Source organism: Streptomyces graminilatus, from assembly GCF_001418565.1.
Classification (GTDB): domain Bacteria; phylum Actinomycetota; class Actinomycetes; order Streptomycetales; family Streptomycetaceae; genus Streptomyces; species Streptomyces graminilatus.
Genome location: NZ_LIQQ01000545.1, coordinates 1 through 17,198, shown reverse-complemented (window position 1 = coordinate 17,198; position 17,198 = coordinate 1). Strand labels below are relative to the sequence as shown.

The window sequence follows — 17,198 nt, the reverse complement described above, 5'->3', positions numbered from 1 at the left end:
CCCCCTCCCCCACGTCCGCCCCTGTCACGGCTGTTCAGGCGCGCGCCACCGCACTGTTGGGCCGGCCCAAGCTGTGGCTGCTGCCCACCGTCCTGACCGGGCTGCTGGCCCTGCTGCTGTCGCTGCTCTACATGGGCGGCATCGTGAGCCCCAACCGTGATCTGAAGGACCTGCCCATCGGCATCGTCAACGCGGACCGGGGCGCGCCGCTGCCCGGGCAGGAGGCGAACCTGGGTGCGCGGATCACGCGGGCGATCACCACGGACACCTCGGGCGGCGGCAAGGCCGAGTGGCGTGAACTGACCCTCGCGAAGGCCCAGGACGAGCTGGACTCGGGCAAGCTCTACGGCGCGCTGGTCGTGCCCGACGGCTTCACCGCCTCGGTCGCCGCGCTGAGCGGCGCCGACGCCACCGTCCGTCCGACGCTGACCGTGCTGACCAACCCCGGCAAGGGCAGCCTCGGTTCCTCGCTCGCCAGTCAGATCACCACGCAGGCCGCGCACCAGGCCTCGCAGACCATCGGCGAGCAGTTGACGGCGAGCGCGAAGGGGGCCAGTGCCACGACGAAGCTGCTGCTGGCCGACCCGGTCCTGGTCGTCCCCCAGGTAGGTCACCCCATCGGCGCCAACAGCGGCCTGGGCCTCAGCACCTTCTACTACACACTGTTGCTCGTACTGGCCGGATTCCTGGGCGCCAACGTCATCAGCAACGCCGTGGACACCTCCCTGGGTTACGCCGACAACGAGATCGGCCCCTGGCACACGCGCCGTCCCACCGTGCCCATCACCCGTACGCAGACGCTGCTGCTGAAGATGGGCATGACTGCCGGGATCTCGCTCCTGAGCGTCTCCCTGATCATGGTCGCGACCATCGGCATCCTGGACATGGACGCCGACCACCTCCCCCTCCTCTGGCTGTACTCGTACTGCTCCACCCTCGCGGTCGGCCTCGGGGTCCAGGCCATCAACGCGGCCTTCGGCGGGATCGGGCAGCTCGTGTCGATGTTCGTGTTCATCGTGCTGGGCCTGCCCTCGTCCGGGGCCACGGTCCCGCTCCAGGCGGTCCCGGACTTCTACCGCTTCCTGTCCGTGTTCGAGCCCATGCGCCAACTCGGCGACGGGGCACGGGCGATCCTCTACTTCGACGCCCGTGGCGACGCGGGGCTGACCCGAGCGTGGATCATGATCGCGATCGGTTCGGCGCTCGCGTTGCTCTTCGGCTTCGCGATGGCCCGCTACTACGACCGCAGGGGCCTCGAACGTCTCACTCCGCGGCCTTCCTGACCGGAAGCGACGAGCATCCCGCTGGAACGATCGGGGGAAGGAGTAACGGTGTTGACATCAACTGTTGCCCGTTCACCCTTCCGGGCGGCGGCCTCCGGCTGACAGACTCACCAGGGTGCCCGACTTCGACATGCTTGTCATAGGATCCGGCCCGGGCGGCCAGAAGGCTGCCATAGCGGCGGCCAAGCTCGGCCGCCGGGTCGCCGTCATAGACCGCCCCGACATGGTCGGTGGGGTGTCCATCCACACCGGAACCATCCCCTCCAAGACGCTGCGTGAGGCGGTGCTGTATCTCACCGGACTCAGCCAGCGCGATCTGTACGGCCAGAGCTACCGCCTCAAGGAGGACATCACCGTCGCCGACCTGACCGCGCGCACCGAGCACGTGGTCAGTCGCGAGGTCGACGTCATCCGCAGCCAACTGTCCCGCAACCACGTCTCCCTGTTCGCCGGCACCGGCCGATTCGTCGACGACCACACCGTGGCCGTACGCGAAGTCAACGGCAACGAACGGCTGTTGAGCGCCGATCACATCGTCATCGCCACCGGGACCCGGCCGGCCCGACCGGAGACCGTCGAGTTCGACGAACGCACGATCATGGACTCCGACAACGTGCTCGACCTCGAAGGTGTGCCGCGTTCCATGGTCATCGTCGGCGCGGGGGTGATCGGGATGGAATATGCCAGTATGTTCGCCGCGCTCGGCAGCAAGATCACGGTGGTCGAGAGGCGCGCCGGGATGCTCGACTTCTGCGACGTCGAGGTGATCGAGTCGCTGAAGTACCACCTGCGGGACCTGGCGGTCACCTTCCGCTTCGGCGAGACGGTCGCGGCGGTGGAGCGTCACTCCAATGGCACCCTGACCATCCTGGAGAGCGGCAAGAAGATCCCCGCCGACGCGGTGATGTACTCGGCGGGCCGCCAGGGTCTGACGGACGGGCTCGACCTCGACAAGGCCGGGTTGTCGGCCGACCGGCGCGGCCGGATCACGGTCGACGAGCACTATCGCACCGAGGTGCCGCACATCTACGCCGTCGGTGACGTCATCGGCTTCCCGGCTCTCGCCGCGACCTCGATGGAACAGGGCCGGGCAGCGGCGTACCACGCGTGCGGCGAACCGGTCGACGGGATGCCCGACCTCCAGCCCATCGGCATCTACACGATCCCCGAGATCAGCTTCATCGGCCGCACCGAGGACCAACTCACCGAGGAGAGCATCCCGTTCGAGGTGGGCATCTCCCGCTACCGCGAACTGGCCCGGGGCCAGATCATCGGCGACTCCCACGGCATGCTCAAGCTGCTGGTCTGCCCCGAGACCCGCAAACTCCTCGGCGTCCACTGCTTCGGCACGGGAGCGACCGAACTGATCCACATCGGCCAGTCCGTCATGGGCTGCGGAGGCACGGTCGACTACCTGGTCAACGCGGTCTTCAACTACCCGACACTCGCGGAGTCCTACAAGGTCGCGGCCCTGGACGCGACGAACAAGCTGCGGCAGATCGACCGCTTGCGGGACTGAACCCCGATGACAAAAACACCCGCCCCGGCCATGAGCCGGAGGCGGGTGTCTCTTTGAGTGTCCGAGGGGCGAGTTGACCACTGACGATACGGTCGTGGTGGCACAAGGCAAGCACTACCTCTGAGCCCGCTGTCCGGGCCAGCCCTGGCCTCCTCCTCGTGCACCGGGGCGACGATCTGGCCTCGACCTTGGTCTTGCCCACACCGACGCGGATCAGCGGACGCGCGGAGGATGAAGAGACTGATCGCGCTCGGCACAAAGATCCGGAACGGCGGCCTCAGCGGCCCGCACCGCGGCTGGTGCAGAGCTGGGTCCGGTCGCCATGGCGGCTGAGGCCCCGCACCACGGGCTGGTCCAAGCGTACGAGGTAGTTGAACGGCCAGGTCTGCCCGCCATGAGTGTGGCCGAGACCTGGAGGTCGACTCCGGCGGCCACGGCCTGGGTCACCTGCTTGGGCTGATGGGCTACCAGGAGGACCGGCAGATCGGGATCGGCGCCCATGAGCGCGGCAGGACGGTTGGCGCGGTGCCCGGCCGGCCCGGAAGACGCGGCGCCTTGACCTGAATAAACGCCCACTCACATGTCGGTCAGCTCGCCTTGCGCGGGTGTCGCTCCGCCCAGGCTCCGATCTCTTCCCGGAGGTAGGCGGGGACGCACCAGCGTGGCCGGTTGAACCAGGCCACCGAGAGCTGAAGAACGACGCCAGCCAGGAAGACGACGAGCAACAGTCCGGCCACGACGGCAGCCACGGAGGGGCCCTCGTGCGGGCGCTGACCGACACCGGCGATGATGAACATCATCATCGCCGCCATCAGTGCCACGATGCCGACCGAGAAGGGCGCCCAGCCGCGAACCAGTCCGCGGCTGATGTCGTCCCTGAACCGGAAGACCCCCCGGCCCACGACTTGCTGGTAATAGTCGGGATCCCTCCACAACCGTTGGGCACGCCAGGCGGAGAAACAGGCGCCACCAGCCCAGAAGATCAGAAGAAAGATCCCCACAACAATCAACTCCGGACTAGACCCAGCTGGCGATGTCGGTGATGGCGTGGTTGGCGTAACTGCTGGAGAACACAGCAACAGCGCCACCGACCACGACTCCCACAGCCCCTCCGACCAGAGCGCCTCCGCCCGGCTCGATCGCCGTGCCGATCGCCGCACCCCAGGGAGCTCCCGTCTCCGCGGCGCCCCAGCCTATCGCCGTGTCGACCACACCCTCGGGATCAAAGTCGCCGCCTCCACCGTCTGGGAAATCCTCAACCAGGAAGGCATCGACCCCACACCCGACCGAACCTCCACCACCTGGGCCGCCTTCCTGCGCTCCCAGGCCGCCATGAGCACCAACATGCCGCTTGATCTGCATGGACGGGATTTTCGGCAGGCGCTGGCCGGCGCCGACAAGAAAGGCCCACTCTACGAAGCCCTGGGCATCACCATCACTTACGAACACGTAAAGAGGGCCGCGACCGTAAGGTCGAGGCCCTCATCACCGTATCGTCAGTGGTTGTGTCCGAGGGGGGACTTGAACCCCCACGCCCGATAAAGGGCACTAGCACCTCAAGCTAGCGCGTCTGCCATTCCGCCACCCGGACAAGGTGTCTGTCGCTGTTCGGCGGTGTGCCCCGCAGCGACATGACCAACAATACCAAGCTTTCGGACTGCCTTTCACCTGCATATCTCTCACCGCCGGCGACCGGGTGGCTACGCGGTGACCGCCTCGCGGCTACTTCTCCCGCTCGTGGTACGTCTGCCGTGTATGTTCCGTGTGGACCCGCATGATCTCCGTCGCGCGCTGCCCGTCGCGGTCGGCTATCGCCGCGATCAGCTCGCGGTGCTCGGTCCAGGACTGCTGTCCGCGCTGCCGGGCGACCGGCGTGTAGTACCAGCGGACCCGGCGGTCCACCTGCGCCGCCAGCTCGGCGAGGACCGCGTTGCCCGCCAGCTCCATGATCTTCGCGTGCAGCCTCGCGTTCGTGGCGACCGCGGCGTCCACGTCGTCGGCGGCGACCGCGCGCTCCCCTTCCGCGCACAATTCCTCCAGCTCGGCGATGGCCGGCGCGCTCGCGTTGGCGGCGGCCAGCCGGGCGGCCTCGGCCTCCAGCAGGGTGCGTACGGTGAGGAGCTGATCGGCCTCCGCCTCCGTGGGCTCGTGCACGAAGGCGCCCTGCGCGGGCCGCAGATCGACCCACCCGTCCCTGTTGAGCCGCTGAAGCGCCTCGCGAACCGGCTGCCGGGAGACCCCGAGGTGCCCTGCGAGCTCGCTCTCGACGAGATGCTGCCCGGGTCGCAGGGCACGCGTGGTGATCAGTTCGAGCAGCGCCTCGTAGACGCGGTCGCGCAGTGGGCCGGGGCGCTCGAGCTTGGGCACCGCGCCCTGCGGCAGTCCTGTCGTGGACAACATCCCAGGCCCTCCTCTGCGGCGGCGTCGCCGGGTAGGGGCTCAGTATGGATTGGCTTTCGCCTACAGTCTACGGCGCACAAACGGCCGGGGTCCGGCGCTCACGCCGCCGGGGTGACGTCGTGTGGATTCTGTATACCATCCATCTGTATACTGCCTCACGGTATGCGTTCAGTGTCCAACTGCCCCAGCACGGAGGCGACATGGAAGATCTGAATCCCGAGGTGGTGCTGGACCTGGCCGCCCAGGCACCCGACGGCATAGTGGTCATCGACGGCGACGGACTGATCCGCTTCTGGAACCGGGGCGCCGAGCGCGTCTTCGGGTTCTCGGCCGCGGATGTGGACGGCCGCAGCCTGGACGTGATCATCCCCGAGCGGCACCGGAAGCGGCACTGGGACGGCTTCCGGGAGGCCATGGAGCGGGGAACGACCAGGTACGGGGACGCCGATCTGCTGAATGTTCCCGCGCTGGCGGCGGACGGCCGCAAGCTGTCCATCGAGTTCAGCGTGGTCCTGCTGCCCGCCCCCGACGGCGGCACCTACGTCGGAGCGGTCATCCGGGACGTCACCGCGCGACACGAGCGGGAGAGGCAGCGCGAGCGGGAGCTGGCGCTGCGGCGAGCCGAGGCCGAGGCGGCCGTCTGAGCCTCGCGGAACACGGAAACGGCCGTGGCCCGAGGGCCACGGCCGCTTCTGCCTCTGTGGGGGAGGTCTCTGTGATGGAGGCCTCTGTGATGGAGGTGTCCAGAGTGAAGGTGTCTGTGGTGGAGGTCGGACTCTCCGAGGTGGGTCAGACGATGACGCCGCTCTCCTTCAGCCGGCCGATCGTCTCCTCGTCGTAGCCCAGTTCGACCAGGACCTCGGAGCTGTGCTCGCCCAGCAGAGGGGCGCCGACTATGTCCGGCTTGAAGGAGGAGAACTTCACCGGGCTGCCGACGGTCAGATAGGTGCCACGCCCCTTCTGCTCGACCTCGACGACCGTGGCGCTCTTGCGCAGGTCCTCGTCGTAGGCCAGCTCCTTCATGCTCATGACCGGGGCGCACGGCACCTCCCACTCACGCAGGATGTCCACCGCCTCGTACTTGGTCTTGTCCGCGAGCCACTTCTCGATCTCCTCGAAGATCTCGAAGATGTGCGACTGGCGGGCGCGCGCGGTGGCGTACTCCGGGTCCTCGGCCCACTCGGGGCGGCCGATCACCTCGGCGGTGCGCTTCCAGTTCTGCTCCTGGACGGTGAAGTAGATGTACGCGTTCGGGTCGGTCTCCCAGCCCTTGCACTTGAGCACCCAGCCGGGCTGGCCGCCGCCGCCCGCGTTGCCGCCTCGCGGTACGACGTCGGTGAACTCCCCGTTGGGGTACTGCGGGTACTCCTCCAGGTAGCCGACCCGCTCCAGCCGCTGCTGGTCGCGCAGCTTGACCCGGCAGAGGTTGAGCACGGCGTCCTGCATGGAGACGGAGACCTTCTGCCCCTTGCCGGTCCTGCCCCGGTCGATGATCGCGGTGAGGATGCCGATCGCCAGGTGCATCCCGGTGTTGGTGTCGCCGAGGGCGCCGCCGGAGATGGTCGGCGGGCCGTCCCAGAATCCGGTGGTGGAGGCGGCGCCGCCCGCGCACTGGGCGACGTTCTCGTAGACCTTGAGGTCGTTCCAGGACGAGTCGTCGTTGAAGCCCTTGACCGAGCCGAAGATCAGACGCGGGTTGAGTTCCTGAATGCGCTCCCAGGTCAGGCCCATCCGGTCCAGGGCGCCCGGCGCGAAGTTCTCCACCAGGACGTCGGCGTCGGTGATGAGCTTCTCCAGCACCTCAAGGCCTTCAGGGGTCTTGGTGTTGATGGCGAGGGAGCGCTTGTTGCTGTTGAGCATCGTGAAGTACAGGGCGTCGAGATCCTCGATGTCCCGCAACTGCCTCCGGGTGACGTCGCCGCCGTTGGGGCGCTCCACCTTGAGGACGTCGGCGCCGAACCAGGCGAGCAACTGCGTACAGGCGGGCCCGGCTTGGACCCCGGTGAAGTCGATCACCTTGATTCCGGCGAGCGGCTTTTCACTCATGTCTGCTTCATCCTTTTCATGAACGTACGCGTACAGAGCGGGAGTTCGAGATTTCGAGCGATACAGAGGAGGACGAGCGGGGTCACTTCTTGGCGGGCGTGATGTTGCCGACGGTGATGCCCTTGGGGTTGAGGTGCGAGATGTGGCCGCTCTCGGTGCCGGCCGAGGGGTCGATCACGCAGTCGATGAGGGCCGGGCCGCCCGAGGCGAGGGCCTCGGTGAGGGCGGCGGCGACCTCGGCGGGCGTGGTCGCGCGGTAGCCCTTGCCGCCGAACGCCTCGATCAGCAGGTCGTGCCGGGCCGCGCCCATGAGGGTCGTCGGCGAGGGCTCGTCGTCGTACGGGTTGACGTCGTCGCCCCGGTACACACCGCCGTTGTTCATGATCACGGTGACGACGGGCAGGTTGTAGCGGCAGATCGTCTCGATCTCGATGCCGCTGAACCCGAACGCGCTGTCGCCCTCGACGGCGACGACCGGCGCGCCGCTCTCGACGGCGGCGGCGATCGCATATCCCATACCGATGCCCATGACACCCCAGGTGCCACTGTCGAGGCGGTGGCGCGGTACGTGCATGTCGATGACGTTGCGCGCGATGTCCAGGGCGTTGGCACCCTCGTTGACGATGTACGTCTCCGGGCGCGCGCGCACGACGTCGCGTACGGCCTTCAGGGCGCCCATGAACTGCATGGGGTGCGGGTCGGCTTCGAGGCGCTCGGCCATCTTGGCGATGTTCTGCGCGGAGCGGGCCCGGAGTTCGTCGCGCCAGGCCGAAGGGGCCGTGATCCGGCCGGGCTTGGTCCGGTCGGCGAGGGCTTCGAGCACCGACTCGATGTCGCCGACGAGCGGGGCGGCGATGGGCTGGTTGCTGTCGATCTCCCTGGGGTCGATGTCGATCTGGATGAACTTGGCATCGGGGTTCCAGCCCGTCCGGCCGTGGCCCAACAGCCAGTTGAGGCGCGCGCCGATCAGCAGCACGACGTCGGCCTTCTTCAGTGCCAGAGAGCGCGCGGTGGCCGCGGACTGCGGGTGGTCGTCGGGCAGCAGGCCCTTGGCCATCGACATCGGGACGTACGGGATGCCGGTGGACTCGATGAACTCGCGGACCCGGTCGTCGGCCTGGGCGTACGCGGCGCCCTTGCCGAGGACGACCAACGGCCGTTCGGCGGCGGCCAGTAGCTCGATCGCCCGGTCCACGGCCTCCGGCGCGGGCAGTTGGCGCGGCGCGGGGTCGACGAGGCGGCTCAGCGTCCTCGCGCCCTCCTCGGCGGGCATGATGGAGCCGAGCACCGCGGCGGGGATGTCGAGGTAGACGCCGCCGGGGCGCCCGGAGATCGCGGTGCGCAGCGCGCGGGCGATGCCCCGGCCGATGTCCTCGACCCGGCTGACCCGGTAGGCCGCCTTCACAAAGGGCTGTGCGGCGGCGAGTTGGTCCATCTCCTCGTAGTCGCCCTGCTTGAGGTCGACGAGGTGGCGCTCGCTGGAGCCGGAGATCTGGACCATCGGGAAGCAGTTGGTGGTCGCGTTGGCCAGTGCCACCAGGCCGTTGAGGAAGCCGGGCGCCGACACGGTCAGGGCCACACCGGGCCTCTTGGTGAGGTAGCCGGCCGCCGCCGCCGCGTGTCCGGCGTTGCTCTCGTGCCGGAAGCCGATGTAGCGGATGCCCTGTGCCTGGGCGAGACGGGCCAGATCGGTGATCGGGATGCCGACCACTCCGTAGATGGTGTCGACGTCGTTCATCTTGAGCGCGTCGACGACCAGGTGGTACCCGTCGGTGAGTTCGGTCGCAACGTCGGTCGGAACGTCGGCTGCTGCCGCGGTCTCCAGGGGCGAGGGGGCGGTCATGGTCCGAGGTCCTCCTTGGGCAGGTGCTGCCGGAGCGGCTACTGCTCTCACCATCCGCAGCGCGTCCGGCCCCGTCCAAGACCCAACGGCGACCAGCCGATAAACAGCGTCTATCGACCGCTGGTCCAGGCCCCGCCAACTCCCTTGATAGACACCCGTTATCGGCCCTTCACCAGCGCGTATTGGACGCCCGCCACGGGTCGCCGCAGGCTCGCAGAGGACTGCTTCAGCAGCTTCGTCGGATCCGTCAGCGCCTGTGCGAGGAGGTGGGGTGGTCATGGCCGTTCCGACTACGGCGTCCCCGACATCAGCGGCATCCGTGCGCGACGCGCATGTGTACCGGCCGCCGGCGGTCACAGGCCTCGTCGATCTCCTCGACCGGCAGGTGCGGGAACGCCCTTACGCCCGTGCTCTCGTCGTCACCGGGGAACGGGTGCAGGTGTCCTATCGGGGTCTCGCCTCGCTGGCCGACGAGGTGGCGGCCCGGCTCGTCCGCACGGGGCTGGAGCGAGGTGACGCGGTCGGGCTGGTCAGCGCCAACACCATCGAGTTCGTCGTCGCGTTGCTGGGTGCGGCGCGGGCCGGCCTGGTGGTCGCTCCGCTGGATCCCGCGCTGCCCGCTTCGCAACTGTCGGCGCGGATACGGGCATTGGGGGCGCGTGCGGTTCTCGCCGGGCCACCGGTGTCCGACGCCGTGCTGCCGGTCCCGGTGTGGCCGTTGCGGGTGCGGGTCTCCCGGGCGGGTACGGCGGCGGTCGCGCTCGACACCGCCACCGTGCCCGAAGTGGCGGGCGCGGCAACCGGGTTGTCGGACGATGACGCCCTTGTCCTGTTCACCGCGGGGACCACCGGCGGGGCGAAGATGGTCCCCCTCACCCACGCCAATGTGGCCGCTTCCCTCCAGAACATCTGCGCCACCTACGAGTTGGGCCCCAACGACGCGACCGTCGCGGTGATGCCGTTCTTCCACGGCCACGGACTCTTCGCGGCACTGCTGGCCACCCTGGCCGGCGGTGGCTGCGTACTGCTGCCCGAACGGGGACGGTTCTCGGCGGGGACGTTCTGGGACGACATGCGGGCCGTGAACGCCACCTGGTTCACCGCGGTGCCGGCCATCCACGAGATTCTGCTCGACCGTTCGGAGCGCGAGTACCCGGGTTCACGGGCGCCGCACCTGAAGTTCGTACGGAGTTGCAGCGCGCCCCTCAACACGGCCACGCAGCGCGCCCTTGAGCGCACGTTCGGCGCGCCGCTGCTGTCCGCGTACGGGATGACGGAGTCCTCGCACCAGGCGACAAGCGAACCGCTGCCGCAGCGCGGGGAGTTGAAGCAGGGGTCGGTCGGGCGGCCGACCGGGGTCGAGGTCCGGGTCGTCGACCGGAGCGGGCGGGCCTGTGCGGTGGGGGTCGAGGGCGAGGTGTGGGTGCACGGTCCGACCGTCGCCCGCGGCTATCTCGCCGACCGGGTCGGGACGTCGTACACCTTCGTCGACGGGTGGCTGCGCACCGGTGATCTGGGCGCGCTGGACGCCGGCGGATATCTGTCGCTGACGGGGCGGATCAAGAACCTCATCAACCGGGGCGGGGAGAAGATCTCGCCCGAGCGGGTCGAGGACGTCCTCGCCGGTTGCCCGGGGGTCGCCGCGGCGGCCGTGTTCGCCGTACCGGACCCGGTGTACGGCGAGCGAAGCGAGATGGGGGTCCCCCCGCCCGAAGGGTGGGGGAGGGTCGGCGCCGCCGTGGTGGTCCGCGAGGGCGAGGGCGACGGTGCGGGTGTCGGGCCCGCGGAGATTCTGCGGTACTGCCGGGAACGGCTGGCCGCGTTCGAGGTACCCGACCGGCTCGAAGTGGTCGCGGCGCTGCCGTACACGGCCAAGGGAGCACTCGACCGGAAGGCCGTCCAGGCCCGGTTCGCACCCTGACGGCGGGACGACGGAAGGACGCGAGGACGGAACGACGGATGCCGGGATGCCGGGATGCCGGGATGCCGGGAAACCTGACCTGTAGGGGCGGCTGAACGGCGAACCGGCTGGACAACCCGACGGCTGGACGGCTGGGCTCAGCGCACGCGGTGCTCCGCCGGTGTCGGCAGCGGGCGGGCGAAGAGGTCGTCCAGGGACAGGCCTGTCGCGGCGTTGACGAACGCGCGGGCCGCGATCGAGCCGGGTGTGGCGGCGTGGATCGCCACCGACACCTGGGCGCCGGCCTCCGGGTCGACCAGGGGCAGCGCCCTCGTCCGGCCGGCGACGGGCATGGCGCGCAGCCAGGTGTGCGGCACGATGCTCGCCCACCCGCCGCCGCCCACGTGCGCGTAGAGGGAGGCGATGGAGTCCGTCTCGACCTGCGGGGTCACCACGAACCCCTTCTGTGCGAACACGGTGTCCACGATCTGCCGGATCCGCATGTCGGGGGTCAGCAGCGCGAGCGGCAGTTGCGCCGCGTCCGCCCAGCTCACGGTGGCCGACTGGGCGACGGGCTGGTCGTCCGACACCAGCAGCATGTACCGCTCCTGGTAGAGGGGGACGATCTGGAGGCCCTCCTGGTCGCCCGGGTCGAAGTGGGCGATCGCCACGTCCAGTTCGTAGTCGCGCAGTTGGCGGTGGAGTTCCTTCGTCGAGAGGCGGGAGCGGACCTGGACCTTGGCCAGCGGATGCGCCGCGCAGAACGCGGCCACGGGAAGCGCGAGGGTCGTGGACGCCGTGGGGTCCGTGCCCAGGCGCAGGGTTCCCGTGATGCCGGACTGTACGGCGGCCACCTCGGCCTTGAACGCGTCCTGTTCGGCGAGGATGCGCTTGGCCCACACGACGAGCCGTTCGCCTTCCGGGGTGAGGCCCTGGTAGTTGTGCCCGCGGTTGATGAGGGTGACGTTCAACTCCCGTTCCAGCTTGGCGATCGCCGCCGAGAGCGCCGGCTGCGACACGTAGCAGGACTCCGCCGCCCGGGCGAAGTGCCGTTCCCTCGCCACCGCCACGAAGTACTCAAGCTGCCGGAACAGCACGAACGACTCCTCTCGCTCCGGGGCGGTCCCACCCCTCTTCCTTCCATACTGTATGCACCATGCGAACGATGTACAGGGGGCACCCACCCCCTCACGATCAACCCGTTCACGCCATGTTGCATACCAAAACCTGTATGCTCAAAACGTCGTCGGCAGCCCTCTCGGCGGCCACCTCTTGGCAAAGGCCGTCGGCCCGGCGGCGGAGCGGAACGGGACAATCATGCGCGAGGCACTCACGGCCGCGGCGTCCCGGCGCGTCACCCGCCCGGCACCACTGCGCCAGGCCGTGTACGACGCTCTGACCGAACTGATCGTCAACGGCTCCCTCAAGCCCGGTCAGCACCTGGTCGAGGCCGAACTCGCCGAACACCTCGGGGTCAGCCGGCAGCCGGTCCGCGAGGCCCTCCAGCGGCTCCAGACCGCCGGCTGGGTCGATCTGCGGCCGGCGCAAGGCGCCTTCGTCCACTCCCCCACCGAGGAAGAGGCCGCCCAACTCCTCGGCGTCCGCTCGGTGCTGGAGGTCTACTCGGCCCAGCTCGCCGCAGCCAACGCGAAGTCCGAGGACATCGAGCACCTCTGCGAGCTCCAGTCGCGGGGGGTCGACGCGCTCGCCGCCGGTGATGTCGAGCGCCTGGTCGCGGCCAACACGGCCCTGCACGCCTACGTCACCACCCTGGCCGCCAACGACGTACTGGCCGAGATGCTCTCTCAGGTGGGCCAGAAGGTGCGCTGGTACTACACGCCGATCGCCAAGCCTCGCGGCAAGGAGGCGTGGAACGAGCACGCCCAGCTCATCAAGGCCATCGCCAAGGGTGACGCGGTCCGGGCGGGCGAGGTCATGCGCAAGCACACCGAGCGCACGGCGGAGTTCTACCGCAAGCAGCTCGCGGTCGCCGCCGGGGCGAACCGGGGCTGACAGCCGCCAGGACATTGCTCCCTGCTTGTGCCGTTCCATGATTCGGATGCGTCCGAAAAGTGCTCACGCCCCCTGGACAGCTCCCATCGAATGCGGGATAACAATCTTCATACAGTATCCGTCGACTGTATGCGATATGCCAACTGATGGCACCCGGAGCCGGCGCCACCGGGATGCCCGAGGCAGCGGACAAGCGAGGTGACCTGTGACGACGAAGGCTCTTGAGGGCATTCGCGTACTGGATATGACGCATGTTCAGTCAGGGCCATCGGCAACGCAGTTGCTGGCGTGGCTGGGCGCGGACGTGGTGAAGGTGGAGGCGCCGGACGGTGATGTGACGCGTCGTCAGTTGCGGGACGTACCGGACGTGGATTCGCTGTATTTCACGATGCTCAACTGCAACAAGCGCAGCGTCACGCTCAACACGAAAACCGCACGGGGCAAGGAGATTCTCACCGAGCTGATCCGGCGTTCGGATGTGCTGGTGGAGAACTTCGGGCCGGGTGCGGTGGACCGGATGGGTTTCACGTGGGAACGGATCAGGGAGATCAACCCTCGGATCGTGTACGCGTCGGTCAAGGGGTTCGGGGAAGGCCCGTACACCGAATTCAAGGCGTACGAGGTGGTGGCGCAGGCGATGGGCGGGTCGATGGCGACCACCGGGTTCGAGGACGGACCGCCCATGGCGACCGGGGCGCAGATCGGGGACTCCGGGACCGGCGTCCACGTGGTGGCGGGGATCCTGGCCGCGCTGTTCCAGCGGGAGACCACGGGGCGGGGGCAGCGGGTGAACGTGGCGATGCAGCACGCGGTGCTGAACCTGTGCCGGGTGAAGCTGCGGGACCAGCAGCGTCTGGCCCATGGTCCGCTGACGGAGTATCCCGCCGAGGACTTCGGGGACGAGGTGCCCCGCTCGGGGAACGCCTCGGGCGGCGGCCAGCCCGGCTGGGCCGTCAGGTGCGCGCCGGGCGGCCCCAACGACTACGTGTACGTCATCGTCCAGCCGCCCGGCTGGAAACCCCTGGCCGCGCTGATCGGCCGTCCCGAACTCGCCGAGGACCCCCAGTGGGCCACTCCCGAGGCGCGGCTGCCACAGCTGGCGAAGATGTTCCAACTGATCGAGGAGTGGACGTCAACCCTGCCCAAGTGGCAGGTACTTCGACAGCTCAACGCGCACGGCATCCCCTGCGGACCGATCCTCTCCACCAAGGAGATCATCGAGGACGCCTCGCTCGCCGCCAACGACATGATCGTCACCGTCGAGCATCCCGAACGCGGCCCGTTCACCACCGTCGGCAATCCCCTGAAGCTCTCCGACTCCCCCACCCGCATCACCGCCCCACCTCTTCTCGGCGAACACACCGCCGAGATCCTCAACGGCGAACTCGGCCTGGGCGACGAGGAACTGCGCCTGCTCAGGGCGAACGGGGTCATCTGACAGGGAGGAATCGGCCTGACATGACGCCAGATCCCATCGCGACAAACAGATCGGAAGTCAAAGCCACAAACAAAGCCACAAACAGAGCGACAAACAGCTCGACAAACAGTTCAGCGAACAGTTCGACGAACAGCTCGGCGCACGCTTCAGCCAACAGTTCAGCAAACGGTTCGAAGGGCAATGCGACGCATATGTTATCGACCGACCCCCAAGCCGCACACCGTCCCTACCGGGAAGTGACCGACTCGCGCGGACGCGTCTACCGTGTGGGCGAGACCGACCGGGACATTCTCGGCCACTCCCGCAAGCTCATGGTGTTCCTGCCGTGGATCGCCATGATGGCCATCAGCGTCTTCGAATACGCGTACGGCTCGGCGGAGGACACCCTGTCCCACGCCCATGGCTGGACGCAGAGCAACACCTTCTGGATCCTCAGCGTCTGGGTCTTCTTCCAGGCCGGCATCGCCTTCCCCGCGGGCTGGCTCCGGGAAAGGGGCCTCCTGACGGCCCGTAAGGCGATGTACATCGGCTCGGGACTGTGCGGCCTCGGCTTCCTCGCCCTCTCGCACCTGAGCAATGTCTGGATGGCGATCCTCGGCTTCGGTGTCGTCGGAGGCATCGGCGCGGGCCTGGTCTACGCGACCTGCATCAACATGGTCGGCAAGTGGTTCCCGGAGCGCCGGGGGGCCAGGACGGGGTTCGTCAACGGCGGGTTCGCGTACGGGTCGCTGCCGTTCATCTTCATCTTCAACTACGGCTTCGACACCGCGAACTACCACCAGGTGCTGGACCTGATCGGCGGCTACATCATGATCGTGGTCTTCGTGTCGGCCTACTTCTTCAAGGATCCGCCGAAGAACTGGTGGCCCGCCGACATCGATCCGCTGGCGTACACCGACGACGCGAAGAACGCGACGAGCCTCGCCAAGAACCCTCCCGCGGTGAAGCAGTACACCCCCAAGGAAGCCATCAGGACCGGCATGCTTCCCCTGATGTGGGTGTCCATCGTGCTGACCGCCGGCGTGTCGATCTTCGGAATATCCTTCCAGGTCGACTTCGCCAAGGAGGTGGGCTTCGGCCCGCTGGTGGCGGCGTCGTCCATGGGTGTCATGGCGGTCATCAACGGCATCGGCCGCGGTGTCGTGGGCTGGCTGTCCGACAGGTGGGGCCGCAAGCCCACCCTGGTGTTCGTCATCGTCGTCCTGGGCCTGGCCCAGTTCGGGGTGATCTGGGCGGGTGACATGAAGAGCGAGGCGCTGTTCCTGTTCTTCGCCTTCCTCTCCGGGTTCGGCGGCGGCGCGTTCTATCCGCTGTTCGCGGCGCTCACCCCGGACTACTTCGGGGAGAACTACAACGCTTCCAACTACGGGCTGGTGTACAGCGGAAAGCTGATCAGCGGCCTGTTCGGCGGCGGCCTCGGCTCCATGGTGGTCGCCGCGTGGGGATACAACGGCGCGTACGCCCTGGCCGGTGCCGTCTCGATGGTGGCGGCGGGGATCGCCCTGCTGCTGCGGCAGCCGGGGCACACCGAGGCCGCCCGCGCGGTGGAGTCCCAGCCCGTCGGCTGACGGCACGCGCGCGTGAGGAGGCCCTCCCGGGAATTCGCCGATCCGGGAGGGCCTCCTCATGCGTGCCTCACGTGTACGGGGTCACGTGCCCGTGTGCCGTCAGCACTTCTCGCGCAGCGAGTGGAGGTGCGTGGCGGAGCGGCGCGCGAAGGTGAAGGACTCGGCCGGGTTGTCGTGCTCGGCCTGCCAGTGGTGGGCGAGGCGGTGGCCGTGCAGCCGGGTGACGCCCGAGATGAACCGCTGGTAGTCGATGTCTCCGTCACCTACGTCGGTCATGCGGTAGCCGTACTGGTTGCCCGGGTCGCTCACGCCGTCCTTGACATGGAAGAGCGGGTAGCGGTGGGGCTGCTTGAGCACGTAGTCGAGCGGCTCGAACGGGGCCGGGGTGCCGTCGGGTCGCGTCGAGAAGCGGAACTGGCCGGAGTACGCCCAGTAGATGTCCATCTCCAGGTACACGAGCTGGGGGTCGGTCTCGGCGAGCAGCACGTCGTACAGCCGGACCTTCGGGTTGTCGGTGGCGAAGGAGAACTCCTCGGAGTGGTTGTGCTGGTAGAACTTCATGCCGCGCGCCCTGGCCGCCGCGCCGTACGTGTTGAACTCCTCCGCCGCCCGCTTCCAGGCGTCGACGGTGGAGCCGTAGCGGAACGGCCCCGATGCGGTCCCTATGTGCTTGAGGCCGAGGGCCTGTGCGTCGTCGAGGACCTTGTCGAGGTTCTGCGCGAAGGTGTACGCGTTCGGGTCGTCGGCGTAGTAGCCGACGTGGCTGCCGATCGGGTTCAGTCCGTGGTCGCACGCCAGTCGCCTGAGCTGGGCGAGGGTGATGGGACCGGCGGAGCCCTGGGTGTATCCGGCGAACTCGACCTCGTCGTAGCCGTACTTCCGCAGCTCGGCGAAGACGGGGGCGAAACCCAGCGTGGAGACCTTGTCCCGCAGGCTGTAGAGCTGGACGCCGAGCCGGCCGGGCGGCAGGACGGGACGGCCGCGGCCGGCGGCGGGGTTCTGTGCGGAGGTGGCCGCCGTGGCCGGGGCGGCGGCGCCGACGAGAGCGGCGGCGGTGGCTCCGGCGGCCACACCGAGCATGCCTCTTCGGCTGAGCCGGTGGGCGAGTTCGGGATCGTACGCCTTGCCGCCGGTCGGGCGGGGTGTGCGGCTCATGCGGAACTCCTTCATGGGGGGGGAGAGATGGGG

The 17,198-nt window shown here is 68.5% G+C and carries 14 protein-coding genes, 1 tRNA gene and 2 pseudogenes; 8 read left to right on the top strand and 9 right to left on the bottom strand.

What is annotated here, in order from left to right:
* Both AOK08_RS35845 and sthA read left to right on the top strand, forming a co-directional pair.
* Positions 1 to 1,283, top strand: a 1,283-nt coding sequence (locus tag AOK08_RS35845; RefSeq protein WP_055533813.1) for a YhgE/Pip domain-containing protein, incomplete at its 5' end; no start/stop codon positions are given.
* 115 nt (positions 1,284 to 1,398) lie between these two features.
* Complete coding sequence (sthA, locus tag AOK08_RS35840; RefSeq protein WP_055533808.1) at positions 1,399 to 2,802, top strand: Si-specific NAD(P)(+) transhydrogenase; 1,404 nt, start codon at positions 1,399 to 1,401, stop codon at positions 2,800 to 2,802.
* Positions 2,803 to 3,023: 221 nt separating this feature from the next.
* On the opposite strand, the pseudogene AOK08_RS47965 reads toward sthA, so the two are convergent.
* Both AOK08_RS47965 and AOK08_RS35835 read right to left on the bottom strand, forming a co-directional pair.
* Positions 3,024 to 3,354, bottom strand: a pseudogene (locus tag AOK08_RS47965) (metallophosphoesterase); the annotation flags it as partial.
* A 35-nt stretch (positions 3,355 to 3,389) separates the two neighbouring features.
* Positions 3,390 to 3,704, bottom strand: a complete 315-nt coding sequence (locus tag AOK08_RS35835; protein ID WP_206743415.1) for a hypothetical protein — start codon at positions 3,702 to 3,704, stop codon at positions 3,390 to 3,392.
* 310 nt (positions 3,705 to 4,014) lie between these two features.
* On the opposite strand from AOK08_RS35835, the pseudogene AOK08_RS47960 reads away from it, so the two are divergent.
* Positions 4,015 to 4,131: pseudogene (locus AOK08_RS47960) on the top strand (integrase); the annotation flags it as partial.
* A gap of 177 nt (positions 4,132 to 4,308) precedes the next feature.
* On the opposite strand, the gene AOK08_RS35825 reads toward AOK08_RS47960, so the two are convergent.
* Both AOK08_RS35825 and AOK08_RS35820 read right to left on the bottom strand, forming a co-directional pair.
* Positions 4,309 to 4,393: transfer RNA gene (locus tag AOK08_RS35825), tRNA-Leu, on the bottom strand.
* Between the two features lie 131 nt (positions 4,394 to 4,524).
* Positions 4,525 to 5,199, bottom strand: coding sequence for a GntR family transcriptional regulator (locus AOK08_RS35820; protein WP_422125799.1), 675 nt, complete (start codon positions 5,197 to 5,199; stop codon positions 4,525 to 4,527).
* A gap of 203 nt (positions 5,200 to 5,402) precedes the next feature.
* Here AOK08_RS35820 and AOK08_RS35815 point away from each other — a divergent pair, with 203 nt between their 5' ends.
* Positions 5,403 to 5,846, top strand: a complete 444-nt coding sequence (locus tag AOK08_RS35815; RefSeq protein WP_055533794.1) for a PAS domain S-box protein — start codon at positions 5,403 to 5,405, stop codon at positions 5,844 to 5,846.
* Between the two features lie 145 nt (positions 5,847 to 5,991).
* Here AOK08_RS35815 and frc (AOK08_RS35810) read toward each other — a convergent pair whose 3' ends face one another.
* Both frc (AOK08_RS35810) and oxc read right to left on the bottom strand, forming a co-directional pair.
* Positions 5,992 to 7,248 (bottom strand): formyl-CoA transferase, encoded by a 1,257-nt coding sequence (gene frc, locus AOK08_RS35810; protein ID WP_055533787.1) that lies wholly within the window; start codon positions 7,246 to 7,248, stop codon positions 5,992 to 5,994.
* 82 nt (positions 7,249 to 7,330) lie between these two features.
* Positions 7,331 to 9,091, bottom strand: coding sequence for an oxalyl-CoA decarboxylase (oxc, locus tag AOK08_RS35805; RefSeq protein WP_055533782.1), 1,761 nt, complete (start codon positions 9,089 to 9,091; stop codon positions 7,331 to 7,333).
* Positions 9,092 to 9,368: 277 nt separating this feature from the next.
* On the opposite strand from oxc, the gene AOK08_RS35800 reads away from it, so the two are divergent.
* Positions 9,369 to 11,012, top strand: a complete 1,644-nt coding sequence (locus AOK08_RS35800) for a FadD7 family fatty acid--CoA ligase (protein WP_055533812.1) — start codon at positions 9,369 to 9,371, stop codon at positions 11,010 to 11,012.
* Positions 11,013 to 11,149: 137 nt separating this feature from the next.
* Here AOK08_RS35800 and AOK08_RS35795 read toward each other — a convergent pair whose 3' ends face one another.
* The gene (locus AOK08_RS35795; RefSeq protein WP_055533772.1) at positions 11,150 to 12,088 is read right to left on the bottom strand and encodes a LysR family transcriptional regulator; all 939 of its coding nucleotides are present in this window, start codon (positions 12,086 to 12,088) and stop codon (positions 11,150 to 11,152) included.
* 220 nt (positions 12,089 to 12,308) lie between these two features.
* On the opposite strand from AOK08_RS35795, the gene AOK08_RS35790 reads away from it, so the two are divergent.
* Both AOK08_RS35790 and frc (AOK08_RS35785) read left to right on the top strand, forming a co-directional pair.
* Entirely contained in the window at positions 12,309 to 13,004 is a 696-nt protein-coding gene (locus tag AOK08_RS35790; RefSeq protein ID WP_107101132.1) for a GntR family transcriptional regulator, read from the top strand.
* A 205-nt stretch (positions 13,005 to 13,209) separates the two neighbouring features.
* The gene (gene frc, locus AOK08_RS35785) at positions 13,210 to 14,442 is read left to right on the top strand and encodes a formyl-CoA transferase (protein WP_055533764.1); all 1,233 of its coding nucleotides are present in this window, start codon (positions 13,210 to 13,212) and stop codon (positions 14,440 to 14,442) included.
* On the opposite strand, the gene AOK08_RS46150 is transcribed toward frc (AOK08_RS35785), so the two are convergent.
* A complete protein-coding gene (locus tag AOK08_RS46150; protein ID WP_157876934.1) occupies positions 14,435 to 14,623 on the bottom strand; it encodes a hypothetical protein in 189 nt (62 codons plus the stop codon). The genes frc (AOK08_RS35785) and AOK08_RS46150 overlap by 8 nt on opposite strands.
* 10 nt (positions 14,624 to 14,633) lie before the next feature.
* Here AOK08_RS46150 and AOK08_RS35780 point away from each other — a divergent pair, with 10 nt between their 5' ends.
* The gene (locus tag AOK08_RS35780; protein WP_198539494.1) at positions 14,634 to 16,010 is read left to right on the top strand and encodes an OFA family MFS transporter; all 1,377 of its coding nucleotides are present in this window, start codon (positions 14,634 to 14,636) and stop codon (positions 16,008 to 16,010) included.
* A gap of 99 nt (positions 16,011 to 16,109) precedes the next feature.
* On the opposite strand, the gene AOK08_RS35775 is transcribed toward AOK08_RS35780, so the two are convergent.
* Positions 16,110 to 17,165, bottom strand: a complete 1,056-nt coding sequence (locus AOK08_RS35775; protein WP_055533810.1) for a sugar phosphate isomerase/epimerase family protein — start codon at positions 17,163 to 17,165, stop codon at positions 16,110 to 16,112.
* Positions 17,166 to 17,198: the final 33 nt, after the last annotated feature.

Bases quoted from the DNA above. Each gene is read 5' to 3' on its own strand.
- AOK08_RS35815 (WP_055533794.1), top strand. From the start codon at position 5,403: ATGGAAGATCTGAATCCCGAGGTGGTGCTGGACCTGGCCGCCCAGGCA.
- AOK08_RS35780 (WP_198539494.1), top strand. From the start codon at position 14,634: ATGTTATCGACCGACCCCCAAGCCGCACACCGTCCCTACCGGGAAGTG.
- AOK08_RS35800 (WP_055533812.1), top strand. From the start codon at position 9,369: ATGGCCGTTCCGACTACGGCGTCCCCGACATCAGCGGCATCCGTGCGC.
- frc (WP_055533787.1), bottom strand. From the start codon at position 7,248: ATGAGTGAAAAGCCGCTCGCCGGAATCAAGGTGATCGACTTCACCGGG.
- AOK08_RS35790 (WP_107101132.1), top strand. From the start codon at position 12,309: ATGCGCGAGGCACTCACGGCCGCGGCGTCCCGGCGCGTCACCCGCCCG.
- AOK08_RS35775 (WP_055533810.1), bottom strand. From the start codon at position 17,165: ATGAGCCGCACACCCCGCCCGACCGGCGGCAAGGCGTACGATCCCGAA.
- oxc (WP_055533782.1), bottom strand. From the start codon at position 9,091: ATGACCGCCCCCTCGCCCCTGGAGACCGCGGCAGCAGCCGACGTTCCG.